General features: G+C 50.0%; 16 protein-coding genes. 8 read left to right on the top strand and 8 right to left on the bottom strand.

All coding sequences use genetic code 11. The features are described from left to right. Window positions 1–210 precede the first annotated feature (210 nt). Window positions 211–711 carry a hypothetical protein gene (locus tag IXB28_RS03190; RefSeq protein ID WP_215617101.1) on the top strand — a complete coding sequence of 167 codons (501 nt, stop codon included), beginning with the start codon at window positions 211–213 and terminating at the stop codon, window positions 709–711. Between the two features lie 35 nt (window positions 712–746). On the opposite strand, the gene rimM is transcribed toward IXB28_RS03190, so the two are convergent. Both rimM and IXB28_RS03180 read right to left on the bottom strand, forming a co-directional pair. Beyond that, on the bottom strand, window positions 747–1,298 hold the full coding sequence (gene rimM / locus IXB28_RS03185) for a ribosome maturation factor RimM (RefSeq protein ID WP_215617100.1): 552 nt from the start codon (window positions 1,296–1,298) through the stop codon (window positions 747–749). After that, a complete protein-coding gene (locus IXB28_RS03180; protein WP_215617099.1) occupies window positions 1,295–2,566 on the bottom strand; it encodes a valine--pyruvate transaminase in 1,272 nt (423 codons plus the stop codon). The genes rimM and IXB28_RS03180 overlap by 4 nt, the downstream gene beginning before the upstream one ends. A gap of 173 nt (window positions 2,567–2,739) precedes the next feature. Here IXB28_RS03180 and glgP point away from each other — a divergent pair, with 173 nt between their 5' ends. Both glgP and IXB28_RS03170 read left to right on the top strand, forming a co-directional pair. Continuing rightward, window positions 2,740–4,866: an alpha-glucan family phosphorylase gene (gene glgP, locus IXB28_RS03175; protein WP_215617098.1), complete on the top strand. Its 2,127-nt coding sequence runs from the start codon at window positions 2,740–2,742 to the stop codon at window positions 4,864–4,866. Continuing rightward, window positions 4,863–5,720 (top strand): Tab2/Atab2 family RNA-binding protein, encoded by an 858-nt coding sequence (locus IXB28_RS03170; RefSeq protein ID WP_215617097.1) that lies wholly within the window; start codon window positions 4,863–4,865, stop codon window positions 5,718–5,720. Before glgP ends, IXB28_RS03170 begins: the two co-directional genes overlap by 4 nt. Window positions 5,721–5,737: 17 nt before the next feature. Here IXB28_RS03170 and IXB28_RS03165 read toward each other — a convergent pair whose 3' ends face one another. The 3 genes from IXB28_RS03165 to IXB28_RS03155 are packed head-to-tail and all read right to left on the bottom strand — an operon-like array spanning window position 5,738 to window position 8,327. Then, window positions 5,738–6,631 (bottom strand): hypothetical protein, encoded by an 894-nt coding sequence (locus IXB28_RS03165; protein WP_215617096.1) that lies wholly within the window; start codon window positions 6,629–6,631, stop codon window positions 5,738–5,740. After that, window positions 6,628–7,104 (bottom strand): hypothetical protein, encoded by a 477-nt coding sequence (locus IXB28_RS03160; protein WP_215617095.1) that lies wholly within the window; start codon window positions 7,102–7,104, stop codon window positions 6,628–6,630. Before IXB28_RS03160 ends, IXB28_RS03165 begins: the two co-directional genes overlap by 4 nt. 14 nt (window positions 7,105–7,118) lie before the next feature. Further along, window positions 7,119–8,327, bottom strand: a complete 1,209-nt coding sequence (locus tag IXB28_RS03155; RefSeq protein ID WP_215617094.1) for an MFS transporter — start codon at window positions 8,325–8,327, stop codon at window positions 7,119–7,121. 416 nt (window positions 8,328–8,743) lie between these two features. Here IXB28_RS03155 and IXB28_RS03150 point away from each other — a divergent pair, with 416 nt between their 5' ends. The 3 genes from IXB28_RS03150 to IXB28_RS03140 all read left to right on the top strand — a co-directional run bounded on the left by IXB28_RS03150 (window position 8,744) and on the right by IXB28_RS03140 (window position 12,473). Beyond that, window positions 8,744–9,868: an aromatic ring-hydroxylating dioxygenase subunit alpha gene (locus IXB28_RS03150; RefSeq protein ID WP_215617093.1), complete on the top strand. Its 1,125-nt coding sequence runs from the start codon at window positions 8,744–8,746 to the stop codon at window positions 9,866–9,868. 118 nt (window positions 9,869–9,986) lie between these two features. Next, window positions 9,987–11,270, top strand: coding sequence for an aminotransferase class I/II-fold pyridoxal phosphate-dependent enzyme (locus tag IXB28_RS03145; RefSeq protein WP_215617092.1), 1,284 nt, complete (start codon window positions 9,987–9,989; stop codon window positions 11,268–11,270). A gap of 60 nt (window positions 11,271–11,330) precedes the next feature. Beyond that, entirely contained in the window at window positions 11,331–12,473 is a 1,143-nt protein-coding gene (locus IXB28_RS03140) for a hypothetical protein (protein WP_215617091.1), read from the top strand. Here the strand turns inward: IXB28_RS03140 and IXB28_RS03135 are convergent. Beyond that, on the bottom strand, window positions 12,452–13,555 hold the full coding sequence (locus IXB28_RS03135) for a fatty acid desaturase (protein WP_215617090.1): 1,104 nt from the start codon (window positions 13,553–13,555) through the stop codon (window positions 12,452–12,454). The genes IXB28_RS03140 and IXB28_RS03135 overlap by 22 nt on opposite strands. A gap of 299 nt (window positions 13,556–13,854) precedes the next feature. Between IXB28_RS03135 and IXB28_RS03130 the strand changes: the two genes are divergently transcribed. Next, the gene (locus tag IXB28_RS03130; protein ID WP_215617089.1) at window positions 13,855–14,826 is read left to right on the top strand and encodes an NAD-dependent epimerase/dehydratase family protein; all 972 of its coding nucleotides are present in this window, start codon (window positions 13,855–13,857) and stop codon (window positions 14,824–14,826) included. 28 nt (window positions 14,827–14,854) lie between these two features. Here the strand turns inward: IXB28_RS03130 and IXB28_RS03125 are convergent, their stop codons facing one another. Then, window positions 14,855–15,193 (bottom strand): DUF433 domain-containing protein, encoded by a 339-nt coding sequence (locus IXB28_RS03125; protein ID WP_215617088.1) that lies wholly within the window; start codon window positions 15,191–15,193, stop codon window positions 14,855–14,857. A gap of 106 nt (window positions 15,194–15,299) precedes the next feature. On the opposite strand from IXB28_RS03125, the gene IXB28_RS03120 reads away from it, so the two are divergent. Continuing rightward, entirely contained in the window at window positions 15,300–15,917 is a 618-nt protein-coding gene (locus tag IXB28_RS03120; protein WP_246559599.1) for a type I restriction endonuclease subunit R, read from the top strand. Here IXB28_RS03120 and IXB28_RS03115 read toward each other — a convergent pair. After that, window positions 15,914–16,498, bottom strand: coding sequence for a hypothetical protein (locus tag IXB28_RS03115; protein ID WP_215617087.1), 585 nt, complete (start codon window positions 16,496–16,498; stop codon window positions 15,914–15,916). The two genes, IXB28_RS03120 and IXB28_RS03115, sit on opposite strands and share 4 nt — an antisense overlap.

Here is a 16,498-nt window from a genome sequence, read left to right as displayed (position 1 = left end):
CAACTTTTCGTTGCTTTTTGCCCTGGGAATTAGTCCTAGAACAGAACCACAGCATTCGTATTGTTGTTTATATGTAAATTTCTTTTTTGCCGCTGTAGTTTTTAATGCACGGCAAATTTCAGTATTCTCCTACCGAGAATGTAAATACAGATCTGGGCAACCTAGACCAACAGAGGACCACGCAACGCCTAGATAGGCACTGAGGCAAGGTTGGCTAGTACATTCCAGTTGGGGCTGTCCAAACCCAGCACCACGGTTTATCACATTCACTTGTTAACCCATCAAGAAGCGTTTCTGTTTGGTGACACATCGGGTGAATGCACACATCTCAATCCTTCTGGGCAAATTGCCGTTGCTGAATGGCAGCAGCTCGCAATTGCCCACCGGCGTGATGATATTCGAGTAGGTCTATGGGCTGTTTTACCCAATGGTCTAAGGGCAATCATTGCAGTGACTAACCGGGAAGGCACACTGCCCCCCAACTATGGAGTCCAAACCCCCGTTAAACCCAGAGTGCTATCGTCCTTTGTGGCAGGCTTTAAAACGGCTGCTGCAAAGCGCATTAATCTGGTGAGGGGAGAACCTGGAGCCCCAGTGTGGCAACGGGGCTATCAAGAACAGCGGATCGAGGATGGTGAAACCCTGACCCGTATTCGCCAGTTACTGACCAAGCAAGCTCAAGCAGCGGGCATTATCCAAGAAGCCCGATAGGCCAAACCGCCGCATTCAAACCAGATACCCCAAAATTAATCGATTAAACCGGCGGGTGGAGTAATTTCCACCCGTCCTTGTTTTATGTCCACGACGGGCACAATGGCTTCCACAAAAGGAATCAAGACAGTACGCGGCTGATCTGCGCTGCCCTCCCCAGTGGCCATGAGGGTGACTTCTAACAAATCGTTGCCTGCCCTGTAGATATCGTTGACTGTACCCACCGGTTCGCCGGTCTCTTGGAGAATGACCGTAAGCCCCTTCAAGTCGCCCACGTGAAATTCTCCAGGCTCAAGGGGCAAGCGATCGTCGGCCGCAACCATCAACTGGGCATCCCGGAGGGCCTCTGCCTGGCCACGAGAGTTAACGCCAGCTAGCTTAACCACATATAGCCCTTTCCCCGTTTGAAACCGTCCTTTGAGTAGCCGAACAGCTTCTGGCCTCGGGGCCCCCGACTTGAGTAACCAACGTTCGCCGGGGCGTTCAAAGCGTTCTGGAAAATCGGTGTCGGGATAGACGCGCAATTCGCCATTGAGGCCATGGGGACCGACAATGCGGCCAATGGTCAACCAGTCTGCTGACGTCATGGCTGGGGGCCTCGACTATAGATTTCCTGAGTCAACTGAGCCAGGCGGCGAATTGCGATCGCAATGCGTTCCGCCGTATCCGTCAGGCTAATGCGAAAGCATTGATGCTTGTGGTCCCAGTCATCCCGCAAACCAGGGAAAAACGGACTACCTGGCACAATAATCACGCCATACTGCTTGAGGCTTTGGTAAAACACTTGGTCATCTACGGGCAAATCCTGCAGCCAGAGCCAAGCAAAGATAGAGCCCTCTGCTCGATGCAAATACCAGGGCACATCGGGCATGGTTGCATCCAGGGTGGTTTCAATCACGGCAAACTTTTCCTGGTAGTGGGCACGAATGACTGTTTGCGACAGTTCCGCCAAGGCCCCGGATGCGATCGCACGAGCCGCAATGGCCTGCCCATAGCGGGAGGAATGGATACATAAATTGGTTTGAAACGATTCTAGGACCCGAATCGTTGCCGCATCGCCCATGGCAATGCCCACCCGCTCCCCCGGCAAGCCCGCTTTCGACAGACTGATACCATGCACCACATTCGGCGCTAGCACCGGCGTCATCTCCGTAAAATTGAGCGCGGGGAACGGGGGGGCATAGGCCGAGTCGATAAACACAGGGACATCATCGGCCAACTCCGCAATGCGACGGACTTCATCATCGCTCACCACATTGCCCGTAGGGTTACAGGGCCGCGAAAACAGCACAAAACCCGTCTGCTCAGTAATCTTGAGCTGACTAAAATCGGGACGATACTTAAACCGGTGGGCCGCCTCATCCACCTCCAAAGTGGGTCGGTAGGCTCGCACCGCCTCTGGATATAGGGACACCCCACCATAGCCCGTATAGTCTGGGCTTAGGGGCAAAATAATTTCCTTCAGCCGCTGATCGGTGGTGTATCCCCCAAAGGCATTCGCAGCCAAAAAGTACAGCGACTGACTCCCCGGCGTAATCAAAATATTCTCGGGCTTAAGGGTGAGATCGTAGCGCCGATTAAAGTCAGCGGTGATCGCCTCAATCAGAGGTTCATAGCCCCGACTCGAGCCATAGCGGCAGACAACTTCGCCATAGTCGTCACTGGCCAACAGCTCCGCCGTACAGTCACGCCACAGCTGTTCCACCTCAGGAATAATGACTGGATTGCCCGCACTTAAGTTAATAAAGTCTGCAGACTGCCCCGACTGTAGAGTTTCGATGATATCTTTCATGATTGCCCGCACCCCCGTTAGGTGGGACATCTGCTGACCAAATTGGGTAAGTGTTGGGGCCATTCAATATTGCCGCCCAAAGCGGCACTTAACGCTACAATCACGGCCCACATCGGGCCAAAACACCACAGTTAATATCCAATTTTAGGATTGCATTACTATACCGCAGCAGCCTGACACCCCTTGGAGATCTAACTGAACTACCCCCTGATCGTTCATCCTCCCCCTTCAAACCTATGCAACTTCGTCGCGCCATCAGCACTAAGCTTCCGCCCCCACTGAAACCGCTAAAACAGTTTATTTACAACTATTGGTGGAGCTGGACCTCAGAACGGGGCTCGTTATTCAGGGTATTAGCCCCTGATCTATGGCAAGACTGTCAGCACAATCCGGTGGCCCTGATGCAGGCCATTACCCCAGAACGGCTGTGGCAACTGGCCGAAGACCCCAACTACCTCAAGCGGCTACAAAACCTATCGACTGAATTTCACACCTATTTACAGCGCAGTGACACCTGGGCTCAAAAAACCGTCCCCAGTATTACCGATGACAATCCGGTCGCTTATTTTTGCATTGAGTACGGCATCCATGAGTCGCTGCCCCTCTACTGTGGCGGCCTAGGGGTGCTGGCAGGGGACCATCTCAAATCGGCATCCGACCTAGGGCTACCCATGGTAGGGGTGGGGCTGCTTTATCGACAGGGCTATTTTTCACAACGGCTCAACCGTAGCGGCTGGCAAGAAGCCCAATATCGGGATAACGATTTTGACCACTTACCCCTGGTGCCCGTCTGTAATGAACATGGTCAGCGGCTCAAGATTCGGGTCACCATTCGCCAGCGCATGATCAAGGCCCAGGTGTGGCAGGTGCAGGTGGGTCGCAGCCTGCTCTATTTACTCGATACGGACATCATTGAAAATGATGCCACCGATCGTCTGATTACCAATCAGCTCTATAGCGGGGACTCTGAAAAACAGCTCACCCAGGAAATTCTGTTGGGCATTGGCGGTGTTCGCATGCTCCAGGCCTTGGGCATTGAACCGGCGATGTATCACCTAAATGATGTCCATGCCGCCTTTGCCTTATTGGAAATGGCGCGATTTGAGATGGACCAGACCGACAGCACGTTGGACGAGGTAAAAGCTAAGGTCTGCGATCGCACCCTCTTTACCACCCACACCCCTGTGCCCACCGGGCAAACCTTTTCCATTGAACAAATTGAAAGCAGTTTTGCCGACTATTGGCCCCACTTGGGGCTAGACCGCGCAGATTTTCTGGCGTTGGGGGCCCAAACCTCCAACCCGGAGGTCTTTAGCATGACGGCGTTGGCCCTGCAGCTCACCGGCTCTGCGAACGCCGTCAGCAAACGCCATGGGGAAGTATCCCGCCAGCTGTGGCAAAACCTCTATAGCAAATCCTCCGAAACGCGAAAGCCCCTAGGCTACGTGACCAATGGCATCCATGCCCGCAGCTGGATTGCCCCGTTATTGGAAGATCTGTATCAAGACTATCTCGGTCTAGATTGGGCAGAACACATTACCGATGGGGAAACCTGGAGCAAAATCGAAAACATCCCCGATGAGCGCCTGTGGCAGCGGCACCAAATTTTAAAGGCACGGCTAATTGCCTACACCCGAGATCGCGTGCTCAAAGCCAGGCAAGACCGGAAAGAATGTTCCGATGACATCAATGCGGTCGAACATTTGTTGGACCCCAAAATCCTTACCCTAGGGTTTGCCCGACGGTTTAGTGATTACAAACGCAGCGACCTGATCTTTCGGGACCTGAGCCGTTTAACACGCATATTTTCAAACCAAAAGCGCCCGGTACAGCTCATTATTGCGGGCAAGGCCAGACCGAACGACACCGCTGGTAAGCGCATTATCCAACGCATTATGGAATGGAGTTGCCACCCAGACCTACGGGACCGCATTGCCTTTATTGAAGACTATGACATGTATACCGCTAAGCTGATGGTGCAAGGGATTGACCTATGGTTGAACACCCCCCGTCGCCCCTTAGAAGCCTCGGGCACCAGCGGCCAGAAAGTGGCCCTCAATGGCGGCATCAACTTTAGTGTGCTCGATGGTTGGTGGTGCGAAGGCTATCGAGATAGTGTCAACGGTTGGTCCATTGGCAAAGAGGTAGATTCAAGAGATCAGGAGGTTCAAGATACGATAGATGCAGAGTCCTTTTATTCTCAGCTAGAACGGGAAATCGTCCGCATCTATTACGACTGCGATCGCAACCACGTTCCCCGCAGCTGGGTTAAACGGATGAAAGCCTCCATCCGCACCATTGCCCCTATTTTTAATAGCGATCGCATGGTGCGCGATTACGTCCAACACCTCTATCTTTCATGAGCCTCCCCTGGCAGATTGACTTCTACCGCCGCCCCTTAAAAAACTCTGACCATAACCCCCTGTGGGAGCTGCTGCTGTGCACTCCCGACATGGGTTTTAGCTATGCCCAAACCTGTCCTCAGCCCCAGGCAGATGCCATGTGGCTACGACATCAGTTAAAGCAAGCGATCCATAAAGCTGGATATCGGCCCCAGACATTAGAAGTTTTTCGGCCCCAGACCCAAACGTTAGCGGAAGTTGCCTGCCGCGAACTCGATATTCCCGTCGTACCAAAGCGGGCATTGCCCACCCTAAAGCAATGGTTACGCCAGCGCACTGCCTGGTATTCGAACCTGAAAACCTATACGGGGGAACCCTATTCACCATTTGCCATCGAGCGGTCCACGCCGATCCCTTTGCCCGATAATCTGTGGGGCGAAACTTGGCGATTTGCCGGACTGTCCAATGCGGACCTGCTGCGGTTTCAGTATGAGGCGATTCCCGTACGCTCGGTGCCAAAGGAGCTACTGCCCTTAGAAATTGGTCTATCTAGCACTGTTTTGATTCCAGGGGTGGTAATCGACGGTGGACAGCGGGCCATGGGGTTAGCCCAATGGTTGGAGTCGGTGCGGCCCACATTTTTGCAATACATTGCCGGACAACCGGACGGCCTGATTTTAGAAGCCGGGCTGAGCGATCGCTTTGTTCTTACAACGTTTGAGGATGCCGATGTGCGCGGTGCGGCCAATGCATTTGAGCAACGGAAGACAACTGCTAAGGGACTACATTTTTTGCTGATTCGCCCCGATGATTCGGGCATGACCTATAGCGGCCTATGGCTCTTGCAAGAATCACCAGATACTCGGATTGGGTAGTACGTAGCCCCCAAACTCTACGCAGATAAAATTAGGTTTTGAATGACCCAAAACAGGCCCTGGGGCAAAGGCATCCACAGGGGCATCGTTATAAGTAACCCCAGATAAAGCCGGGCAATGGCATTATTTTTTGCCTGAATAAAGCCCATCACCATTAGCAGGGCACCAAACCCCAGCACCGGAATCACGGTGTATGTGGTCAGCACAAAAATAATCAGTAGCCAGTCCCGTTTGCGATGCAGACGACGTAGGGGCAATAGAAAACTGGCGGCCACTAATCCTTCGATCAAAATCGTCCAATAGGACAGCACCACACTGGCCACCGCCATGCGGGTAGTGGTAGCCAATTGCTGGGGTTCTAAAACTGCCCCCGACGCTTGCAACGTGTCAAATATTTGCCGATTTTCTGCCAGGGTGGCTAAATCTAACCCACCAAATAGAACGGCTCCCATGGCCAGACGATGGTCCAGCAAAAACGTCAGATGCAAAAACGAACCGTCTAAATATTCCCCACCCAAAAACTTCCATAGGGTGGCAAACAAAAAACACAGGCCAATAATCCAGCGGGCATTCCAGCGCAAAACCTGCTTCGGCGTCCGACTCCAAACCGCCAGAGCACACACCAGTCCCCAGTAGGTGTAGAGATATTCATGGTTCACCAGGGCAGACCAGTGCCAGAGATTATTCACCACCAGGAATATGCCCATGGCCAACCAGGCCCAGCGATCGCGCACCAGGGGCACATTGACCATCATGGCCAGCGCCAGGAGCTTTTCTGGCAGCATGGTCCAACGCCAATGATCAATGCCGTGGAGCAATAATAAAATCGTCGTCAGCCGCAGCACCATTAAATAAACGGGCGGCTGCATCAAACTGCCTAACCACTGGTTCCATTGCTTAACCCAGATCACGGTTGCACCTCAACTGGCTCAGTAATAGGGTCATAAGAAATGGCACCATCCTCATAGATCAGTCGCCATGCCTGCATCTGCAATGGCCCATCACAAGGTTTCTCACTGGCTAGTGCGGCAATAGGCTGCTTTACTTCTGGAGTATTGGTCACCAGCAATTGGCCTAAACGCTGTAGCTGAGCGTCCGTTGGGAACGTACTAATGTGAATATAGGTTTGCGGCTTAACCACCTCAGGCGACTCTGCTATTAACCCAGGTAAGGCAAGCGTCTCAGTCGGGTCACACTCTATCTGAGCAGTCACCATTCGACGCTCATCACGATCGATCGAGGCAAACATGCCAAAACCACCACCGTGCCAAGGGCTCAACCCGGCAGTATTAACCAAAATAATTTGCCGAATAGCGATGGTGCTCAGCAGCAGGGGAATGGCCCCGGTTTTAAAAAACTTCAGCAGGGACTGTTTGAGGATCATGGCTTAGGTGGGGCCTAACGACGTATCCAGTTCAGAACCCCTACCGTAGCAGCAATAGCAGCTGCAAGGTAAAACACTTGGGTGCCTGCACCGGCCCAAATAGGGCCAAAAATAAAGGGGGAAATAAACTGACCGAGGGAAGCGCAGCCGGTACCAATAGCTAACACCCCCGAGCGTTGAGAATCGGGAGATAAATCGGCCAGGGCACTGTAGAAATTGGGCATGACAAGACCAAAGCCCAAACCAAAGAGCAACCCCGCAATTAGCATCAGGGACGGCGCTAGCACACTGGGAATCGTGGCTAGGGAAAGGGCCATGAGTAAGAAACCGGTTGCGATCGCACCGCCCGATCCTAATTTCTTAGAGACCTTCGCCGCCCCCACCGCCGCAATTACCGCCGCCCCCACAGACCGTGCCGCCAATACAAACCCATTGAGCAACGAAGACGCATCAATAGCCTGCTTGAGGTACAGCGGCGCGTACACCACTACTACATAAAAAATCGCCGACGCGGTGGCCAATGCCAGCAAAAGCACCAATACTCGACTGCGCTTCAGGATAGAACCGATCCCATCGGCCTGGGGAATATTGGCCCCACGCTGCCGACCTTTGGGCAACAGCCATAGCCCCACCACCGCCACGGGTAACCCCAGACCATAGAGCCAAAACGCCAAGCGCCAATGGTAGAGACCTAACCAGCCCCCTAAAATCGGAAAAATAACCGTAGCCGTGGCCAAGGCACTGGTGGCATAGCCCATCATCCGCGTGCGGGCTTCGCCATCATATAAATTGCTCAGAATGCCGATGCTGCCAGCCCCAATGCCACCACTGGCCACCCCCACTAGGGCCCGAGAGCACAAAAGCCCCCAAAATCCATTTGCGATCGCGCCTAAACCACCAAAAACAGCGTAGGCCACCAACGAAGACAGCAAAATTCGCACACTGCCCAAACGCCTGGCCAAAAGCCCAAACACTAGGCTAGCCAAGGCCGTGGTCAACGTATGGGTGCTCACCAATACCCCTGCCCAACGACTGCTCAGCCCAAAATACTCCACAATTTCAGGAAAAACCGGCGCAACTACCGCGCCAGCAGCACTTGACAGGCATCCCGCCATCATCAAAACCGCTAACACTTGCCACGACTGGCGGATGGGAGGAGGAGAGGGAAACGGGCCTACATCAGGTACCTCAGACCTAACTGGCTGCTTATGAACGGTGGTCATAGGGGGGCACACAACAACACTTGTTAGAACAGACAGCCCCAAGGACCTATCGTTCGTGACAAGTTAATAGATGTTAACATTACCCATAACTGGTGATTAGGGGTAAGCACAGACAAAAACTTATACCCAGCCGACAAATGTTACTCAGTGCATTTGTCTAATGGCCCTTGAGGTGTTCCTAATGTTTTAACTGACCAATTTAGCGTTTTGTAGACGTTCAATTGCCAGTTCGTGAAGCGTCACCAGATTGTGGTCTGAAACTATCCCCCACCGCCATACTGCAACCACAATCAAAATCGCCTGAAAAGCAAAAAGCTCACCTGATTAGGCTTTCTCAGTAAAAATCAAGATACGTCTCGTACAGTGGGAAAGCTTTTTCGCTGATTTTCTTCAATCTTTAGCTCTAGCCGTACACGATGGAAGCATCTGCTGTTCTCAAAGGTCAACCCATATACCGGCGTGCCCGCGCTGTTGGCATCAATCCGAACTACTGGTATCCCATTTTTTGGGCAGACCAAGTCAGGTCAGGAGAAGTCGTTTCGGCACAGATATGGGACACATCCCTGGCGGTATATCGTGATGCCCAAGGCATTGTCCACACCGTGGAAGATGCCTGTCCCCACAAGGGAGTAGAACTCCATAGGGGAGAAGTACACGGTAATAACCTAGTGTGCCCTTACCATGGCTGGGAATTCGACAGCCAGGGTAGTTGTGTGGGCATTCCCTATTTTCCCAAAGAGCAAAAGCTTCCCTGTGCCCAGGCTCGCACCTACCCCACCCAGGAAGCCTATGGCATCATATGGGTTTTTCCAGGGGCAGTGGAGTTAGCCGAGCAACACCCCCTCCCCGAAGTTCCCCAGTATGGCCAGCCAGGGTGGTTTATGGTGCGCATACCGGGGCATTTTCAAGCCCATTTCTCCATTTGCAATGAGAATACAATGGATGTATTCCATGGCTTTTTGCACAAGGATCTCCAAGGCTGGTACGATCCCAAACTGCTGAACCTCAAACAGGACGACCATGGCGTTGCTGCCGATTATCAAGTGTCCTACGACGGCTTTCTCAGTAAGCTTTTAGGTCTGGGGAAAAAAGGTAGTGACAGCGCCACGCGTACTGTTTCTATTCGCTACCGTTACCCCCACTATGCCACCGCACTAGAATCTGTTTCCTCGCTCTACTTAATGCGTTTACCGGTGGGGCCCCAGGAAACCAAGTCATTTTCCCTGCTGTTCCTAAAGCTACCCCTGCCCCAATGGCTCCTTAGTGGCCCCCTAGCCAGGGTGTTAGAGAAAGTAATTTTGAACACCGTATTTATCAAATTTCTGCATCAGGACGTAGAAATGATGGAGAGCGAGCAGCGCAACTACTCTATCGACCCAAAACGCAACTACGTCGAAGTTAATCCGGCAATTATCGCGCTCCAGCGAGTCATTGTCGGCCAGTATGAGAATTTGGAGAAATTACCTAAGTCTCAACAAGAGACTTCAAAAGAGTCTCCTATTCCACCATCCCAGGAGGTTAGTAACGGTATGCTGGTGTGATTCGCCCGCTTGGGATACCCAAGCCCCGTTGCCAAGGCCTATTGATAAAGGGATATCGGCCTTTTAATTCAGACCTTGGTTGATTGATATGCTCAATGTAGGTGATGAGGAGTAAATTGTGGAAGTCGTTAATGACTACGTGCAACGTTTGCATGCAAGCGGGTTATACCCTGATAAATTCATTTGCCATCAAAAAAATGGCAATCAGATTGAAGTAGAAGAGCAAGGAACCGGCAAACGCCATAAGGTTCTAACCTTCTGCACCAACGATGTACTGGGTATGGCACAAGATGATGCCGTTACCCAGGCCGCTATTGACTCTATCCGTCGCTATGGCACATCCAATAGTTCTTGCTCTGTGCTGAGCGGTCGCATTGACTTGCACCGTCAGCTAGAGGAAGAAATTTCTGCCTTTAAGCATCTACCGCACACCCAGCTATTCTTAAATGCTTGGATGGCGCTACAGGCTTTAATGGACGGATTTTGCCATCTGGCAGTGCCTGTGCCTGGGTTTAAGCACACCCGCGAGACTATTATCTTTAGCGATGTCCTCAACCATGGCTGCATTATTGCTGCGGTGGTGAATGCGGATAATCGTTCGGGTAAGATGTTTGGCCATAACCCCAAGGTGCGGGTCAAAGCTTATCGCCACTGCGACATGGACGATCTAGAGCGCAAAATGCGTCGCTATGTACGTCCTGACGATCGGGTAATCGTTATCTCCGATGCAGTCTTTTCGATGGATGGCGATGTTGTGCCCCTGCCTCGCATGCTCGACATCATGGAAGATTATCCCGGCAGCCTTGTGGTGATGGATGAAGCCCACGCCAGCGGTGCTATTGGTGGCAAAGGTGAAGGCATTTATGACCACTTCGGCATTACCCCCCAGTCAGTGATTGAGCGGGGCATTGTGCCCGTCATTATGACCACATTCTCCAAGTTCGCAGGTTCTGCGGGAGCGGCCATTAGCGCCCCCAATCGGGAGCTGATTGATCTGTTAGATGTGTCTCCCACATCTATTGGCACCATCTCCTTGCCCCCACCGGTAACCGCTGCCGCATTGGAAAGTATTCGTCTGGTACGCAGCGAGCCTGAGCGGGTAGCGAAACTGCAAGCCAATACCCGATACCTGCGGTCGAAGTTAGTGGCAGCCGGATTTGACGCGATTGGGGAAACCAACGTTATCCCGGTGCTTTTGCCCCCAGACCTCGATCCAAAAGCCTATGCCCGAGCTCTGATGGAAGAGTATGGCATTTGGGTCTCTGCGATTTGGTTTATTGCTAAACCTCGCCTACGGATTACGGCCAACGCGCTCCATACCCAAGCCGAAATGGATCGGTTGGTAGAGTCTATGGTTGCTGTCCGTGAAAAGATCGGCGGCGCAGTTGCTCAGTACGCATAGTGATTACGGGGTAAGGGTATTAAATCCCTTGCCCCGTAATGTTCAATACTCCCCTCTGCCATGGGTACTTTTTCCATCAGGCCAGTTGCCACGTCCGACGAACAAGCTGATTTTCTAGCCGTTCCAGCTTACGTTTATCGCCATGATGTTCGCTGGGTTGCTCCCCTCGAATCTAGTATTGCTAAGCAATTTTCTGAAGAGAATTCGTTTTTTCAATATGGCAAGCTACAACAGTTTGTGGCATATCAGGACGAGCAACCGGTAGGACGTATTGTTGCAGCCATAAATGAACGACTCATCGAGCGAGAGAAAAACTCCGTCGGTCTGATGGGTTTTTTTGAATGTATTAATGAGCCCTCTATTGGGCAAGCGCTTTTGGATCACGCAACAAATTGGTTACGAGACCAGGGCATGACCCTAGCCCGTGGCCCCATTGACTTGTCCACACACAATAACTGTTGTTTTTTGGCCGATGGGTTTGATTCTGACCCGATGGTCATGATGCCCTATAACCCCAGCTATTATCTGGAGTTGATGGAGGCTAACGGCTGGCAAAAGGCCAAGGATGCCTACGCCTATGATCTACCTTTGGATAAGCCACTGCCGGATAGTTTTGAGCGGGGATACAAAATTTCTCAACGGGCGGGCATTACCTTTCGCACGATTAATTTAAAGGGTAAGGCGTTCGAACAAGATTGTCGTCATATTTATGAGCTGTTTACCACAGCTTTTTCCCACAACTGGAGTTCTAGTGCCCGCACTGAAGCCGAGTTTATGGAAGAGGCCAAGGATTTACAAACTCTCGTGGATACGGACATCTTTGTAATTGCAGAAGATCCCAAAAAAGAGTCTGAGAACAAAATGGTGGGCTTTTTTATGGCCCTGCCAGACTACAATATTGCGCTGAAACACGTGAAGGGCAAGTTGAATATTTGCGGCATTCTAAAATTTCTTTGGCATAAGCGAAAAATTGACCAGGCCAGGGTTTTAGCCATTTGCACCCTGCCCGAATATAGTCGCAAAATGGTGGCCCTAGCCGTGGTTTATTTAGGGATGAAGGGAGGCACTGAAAAAAACCCTCCCTATAAGCGATCTGAACTGTCCTGGGTATATGAGGACAATATGCGATCGCGCAATATTATCGAAAACACCGGCGCCACCATCTACAAGACCTACCGCATCTACGAAAAAGCCTTGGTCTGACGTTGATGGAACGATTGGATAGATACCAACTCATTGGCATCAGCATCCCACAAAATAAATTTGGCGCAGTCCAGCACCTCACCCATTCGAATTGTCCTTGCATGGGCAAGTAAGTGGGCATTTTCCTGATGGCAAGCCCTGAGATTATAGTTAGGAATTCTTTCCGACAGATGATGAATATTGTGGTAGCTAATATCGGCGGTAAACCACTTTAGAATCCAAGGCAATTCCAGATAACTACTGCCTTCAATTGCGCCGGTCAAATAATCCCAACCTTCCGTTTTATGGGCATAGGCGCCATCAAAGTTGTGCTGTACAAAAAACACATTAATAAAGATGGCCGCTGAAAATGTCAGCACAGCAGAATATACGCCGAGGAAAAAGCCCACCCCCAACCAATTACTTAAAAGAATCCATCCGCCCACTACAAAAATATTATTCAGAAAAATGTCCCAAAATTCCGCTGCGGTAGACCAATGCTGCGGCTGATGGGATGCCACCATGGCTGCAAAACTTGTTTTAGAATCTTCCTTTAAACATCGAAAACCATGGCAAATAAAGTCATAAACTCCCAGAATAAAAATCAGTCTTGGCTTAAAGGCTAAATAGAAAAAGCCCCCCGGAAAGGCCATTAGAGGATGTCTCAGGGCCCCATATATAGTTTGATCCGATGGGGTGAGCTGGGCGTATTCTTCAGTTGATAGGAAATCGCCAATACCTCGATATCGCTCCCAATCACCATTGGTTTTATGATGATAGGCATGGTCCCTAGACCACCAATATTGGGGCATTGCATTGACTAGGCCAAAGATAAATCCAACGATACGATTGACTTTTTTCGACCGAAACAGTGAGTAGTGGCCGCAATCGTGCATTAACGAAAAACATCGCAATGAGAACAGCACCAATAAAATAATAATTGGCGGCAGGAAGGCAATAGAAACCTTAGTTAACTTCACAGCTAAAGCCCATATCAGAAGATATGGAATTAGCGTATTTAAGACTTGATAGGTAGCGCGCCAATCATTGCTCTGCATGTAGGGAGACAGAACAAAGTCAGACTTTTGAATTATTTTTTTCATTTAATGGGGCGCTCTGATAAGCATCCTTTTTTCAGGTAAGTGTGCACTTTAAATAGACGGTTTTCATAATATATATTTTTAGATTTTAGCAATACAAAATCTAGAAATATACACTAATAAACTCAGTGATGATGGTTGCCATAATCGCTAACTTTTTTAGCTTCCTCATCTTAACTGCTTTCTAGATACAGCCGCGGATAATGGCATTCAAGAAAACGGCATGATTTCCGTTACGATAACAGCTTAGGGCCATGGGTACTGGCGAGCATAGTAGGTTTATTTAAGCATCAAGCATCAGCATGAAAGCACTGGTTACAGGGGCTAATGGTTTCACGGGTTCTCACTTGGTCAACCTATTGGCATCCCAGGGACACAGCGTCGTGGGGTTAGTGCGGCGCACGAGTAATTTAGACCGGTTGGATGGCTTAGATGTGCAACTGGTCTATGGCGACATTACCGATGCAGCGGTGCTAAAATCCGCCATGGCCGGCGTGGATGTGGTATTCCACATTGCGGCCTGTGTGGATTTGGGGATAGTTGATGCAGCTCGGATGGAACGGGTTAATGTCACAGGAACCCGCACCGTATTAGGGGCAATTCGCGCGCAGACGACGCCTCCAAAATTGATCTATTGCAGCACCATTGGCATTTATGGTGATACGGCGGGTCAAGTAATTGATGAAACCTACCAGCGGACGCAACAAGGGTTTTCGTCGGCCTACGATGAAACTAAGTTTAAGGCTCAGCAGCTAGTGAATCAGCATGTGGCTGAGGGTTACTCGGCGGTGAGTTTAATGCCGGGGGGGATTTTTGGGGCAGATGACCCCCACTTTGGCCCGGTGGTTAAGCTATTTCTCAAGGGACGGTTGCCAATTTGGCCTGGGTGCGATCGCATCACTGGCATCGTCCATGTAGACGACCTGGTGCAAGCCATGGTGCTGGCTGTCGAAAAAGCCCCCTCCGGCGAACATTTCATCATCTCCGCTGGCGAGCTATCCATTGGCGAAATGTTTCAGATTCTAGGCGATGCCGCCGGAGTGAAAGCCCCAGCGGATGCGCCAAAGCCATTGGTCAGAGCCATCGGTGGCATTCTAGACCCCATCGGCAAAGCTTTCTCTTGGAATGCGCCTTTGAATAATGAACTGGTTCACTATATCTATGATCGCTGTGTGCGTATCAGCGGGGAAAAAGCGATGCGAGACTTGGGGTGGCAGCCCCGCCCAGTGCCAGAAATTCTGACCGGTATTGCCAAACAGCTAACGTCTGCTTAGCTGGCGCTAACTAAAAAATCTGCCCTTTCTAGGATGCTTTCTGTTCACGCTTGTGGGTCAGGAGCCTATCACGAATCCCCTTCGGATCTAAGCGTGTTTCGTTCATTTTCCGCACACTTGCTGACTGGGTTCGACGTTCCGCTAAATAGCTTTCTACCATTTGCTGATGATTTAGGTAAAACGCAATCGTCGCGTAAACGTCGGCGAGTTTTAGCACTGGATAACGATGCACAATTTCCTCAGCCGTTATCCAGTGCTTAAATACATTGACAACGGTGTCTAGCGTGACGCGAGTTTGCCCAATTATTACGACGTTGTCAGCGTTGATTTCTAATGGTGGTGGATCAGCGACTATTGCAACCGTCATTGGGGTGTATGGACTACTGCACTGTAATGTTAGCAAATATCATTATGGGCAATAGTCGAATAGTAAACCTACACTAAGTGCAAGATCATTCCTGGAGTTGAGTTAGATGACTCAAACGCTGGCAGTCACTACGGCAATTACTAATCTAAATGAGGCGCATCAACGCCTTAACTTGAGACCTGCCAATGGCGCTGATTTCTTTTCTGAGTGGCAGGGTGAATTACCAGCGTTATCTCCAGAAGAAGTAGATACCCTTGACCGACTGAAGGCCCGATATCGTTACTATCAGGCAGATGGTGCCATTACAGAAAGCACCGTAGATTTTATTTTGGTGTCACCCCTATTAGAGCTATTGGGCCTATGTGATCCGCCCTATAAGCTACGCGGTGAGAAATATATCTCCATTGAAATTGAGAGTGGGGACACCGTATTGAGAGGCTTAATCGATGTACTAATCGTGCAAGATGGCTTCTGGCTAGTTTTGCTGGAAACTAAACGCTATGGGTTTAGCGTAATGCAAGCATTGCCTCAAACGTTGGCCTACTTGGCGAGTGCTGATGCTCCACAAGCCTTTGGGCTGATTACAACTGGAGAGGATTTTCTATTTGTAACAGCAGATTTACAAACCCGCGAGTATGACATCTCAGATAAATTCACTCTATCTACTCGTCATGAGAACCAGCTGCAAACCGTCGTGAAAATCATGAAAAAGCTCATTTCTTAATAAACATTGAATGTCTTTGTCTCAAGACGATATACCAAGAATATAAAGCAGTCGAAATCAATTGCCTTTACTTTTTTTGTCCACTTTTCTAGCTCCTGGATCAATATATATTTTGAAGCTATATCTATCTCTGCTCGACCAGATAAATCTTCGGTTGTAAAAACATAGCAATCAATCAACTCTGGCGATAGAGAATGCTTTTCAACGATTTTTTGCTTTAAGGTTTTTACTTGAGCAAAGACTTTATTTCGGTGGTGATTACGCCTCTTTTTTGCAGTAGCGCCTGATTGATCGGTATCTATATATTTCGTCTCAACAAGAGCAATTTTTTGTTGTTCTGTTAGAAAAATGAAGTCACACTTGCTGTCATGTGTACTGGAACCATCCAAAGCTTTTTCAAATAAAAGTAAATCGGTGAAGTTAGGGAAATAATCTGACAGATTTAAATACAAAAAAGATTGCAACAGTAGTTCTTTATCGTATGGGAAATAAACAACGCCTTCAAAAAAACGTTGGATATCTTTCTGACTTTGAGGTTGCACAGCTTTACAGAAATCGAGGAAAGATTTTAGGTTGGTCAT

The sequence above is a fragment of the Leptothoe kymatousa TAU-MAC 1615 genome (genome assembly GCF_018739865.1).
Lineage (GTDB): Bacteria > Cyanobacteriota > Cyanobacteriia > Phormidesmidales > Phormidesmidaceae > Leptothoe > Leptothoe kymatousa.
This window is presented reverse-complemented; position numbering and strand designations above follow the sequence as displayed.

Bases quoted from the DNA above. Each gene is read 5' to 3' on its own strand.
- IXB28_RS03150 (WP_215617093.1), top strand. From the start codon at position 8,744: ATGGAAGCATCTGCTGTTCTCAAAGGTCAACCCATATACCGGCGTGCC.
- IXB28_RS03130 (WP_215617089.1), top strand. From the start codon at position 13,855: ATGAAAGCACTGGTTACAGGGGCTAATGGTTTCACGGGTTCTCACTTG.
- IXB28_RS03120 (WP_246559599.1), top strand. From the start codon at position 15,300: ATGACTCAAACGCTGGCAGTCACTACGGCAATTACTAATCTAAATGAG.
- IXB28_RS03170 (WP_215617097.1), top strand. From the start codon at position 4,863: ATGAGCCTCCCCTGGCAGATTGACTTCTACCGCCGCCCCTTAAAAAAC.
- IXB28_RS03115 (WP_215617087.1), bottom strand. From the start codon at position 16,498: ATGACCAACCTAAAATCTTTCCTCGATTTCTGTAAAGCTGTGCAACCT.
- IXB28_RS03135 (WP_215617090.1), bottom strand. From the start codon at position 13,555: ATGAAAAAAATAATTCAAAAGTCTGACTTTGTTCTGTCTCCCTACATG.
- IXB28_RS03180 (WP_215617099.1), bottom strand. From the start codon at position 2,566: ATGGCCCCAACACTTACCCAATTTGGTCAGCAGATGTCCCACCTAACG.
- glgP (WP_215617098.1), top strand. From the start codon at position 2,740: ATGCAACTTCGTCGCGCCATCAGCACTAAGCTTCCGCCCCCACTGAAA.
- rimM (WP_215617100.1), bottom strand. From the start codon at position 1,298: ATGACGTCAGCAGACTGGTTGACCATTGGCCGCATTGTCGGTCCCCAT.
- IXB28_RS03140 (WP_215617091.1), top strand. From the start codon at position 11,331: ATGGGTACTTTTTCCATCAGGCCAGTTGCCACGTCCGACGAACAAGCT.
- IXB28_RS03155 (WP_215617094.1), bottom strand. From the start codon at position 8,327: ATGACCACCGTTCATAAGCAGCCAGTTAGGTCTGAGGTACCTGATGTA.
- IXB28_RS03125 (WP_215617088.1), bottom strand. From the start codon at position 15,193: ATGACGGTTGCAATAGTCGCTGATCCACCACCATTAGAAATCAACGCT.
- IXB28_RS03160 (WP_215617095.1), bottom strand. From the start codon at position 7,104: ATGATCCTCAAACAGTCCCTGCTGAAGTTTTTTAAAACCGGGGCCATT.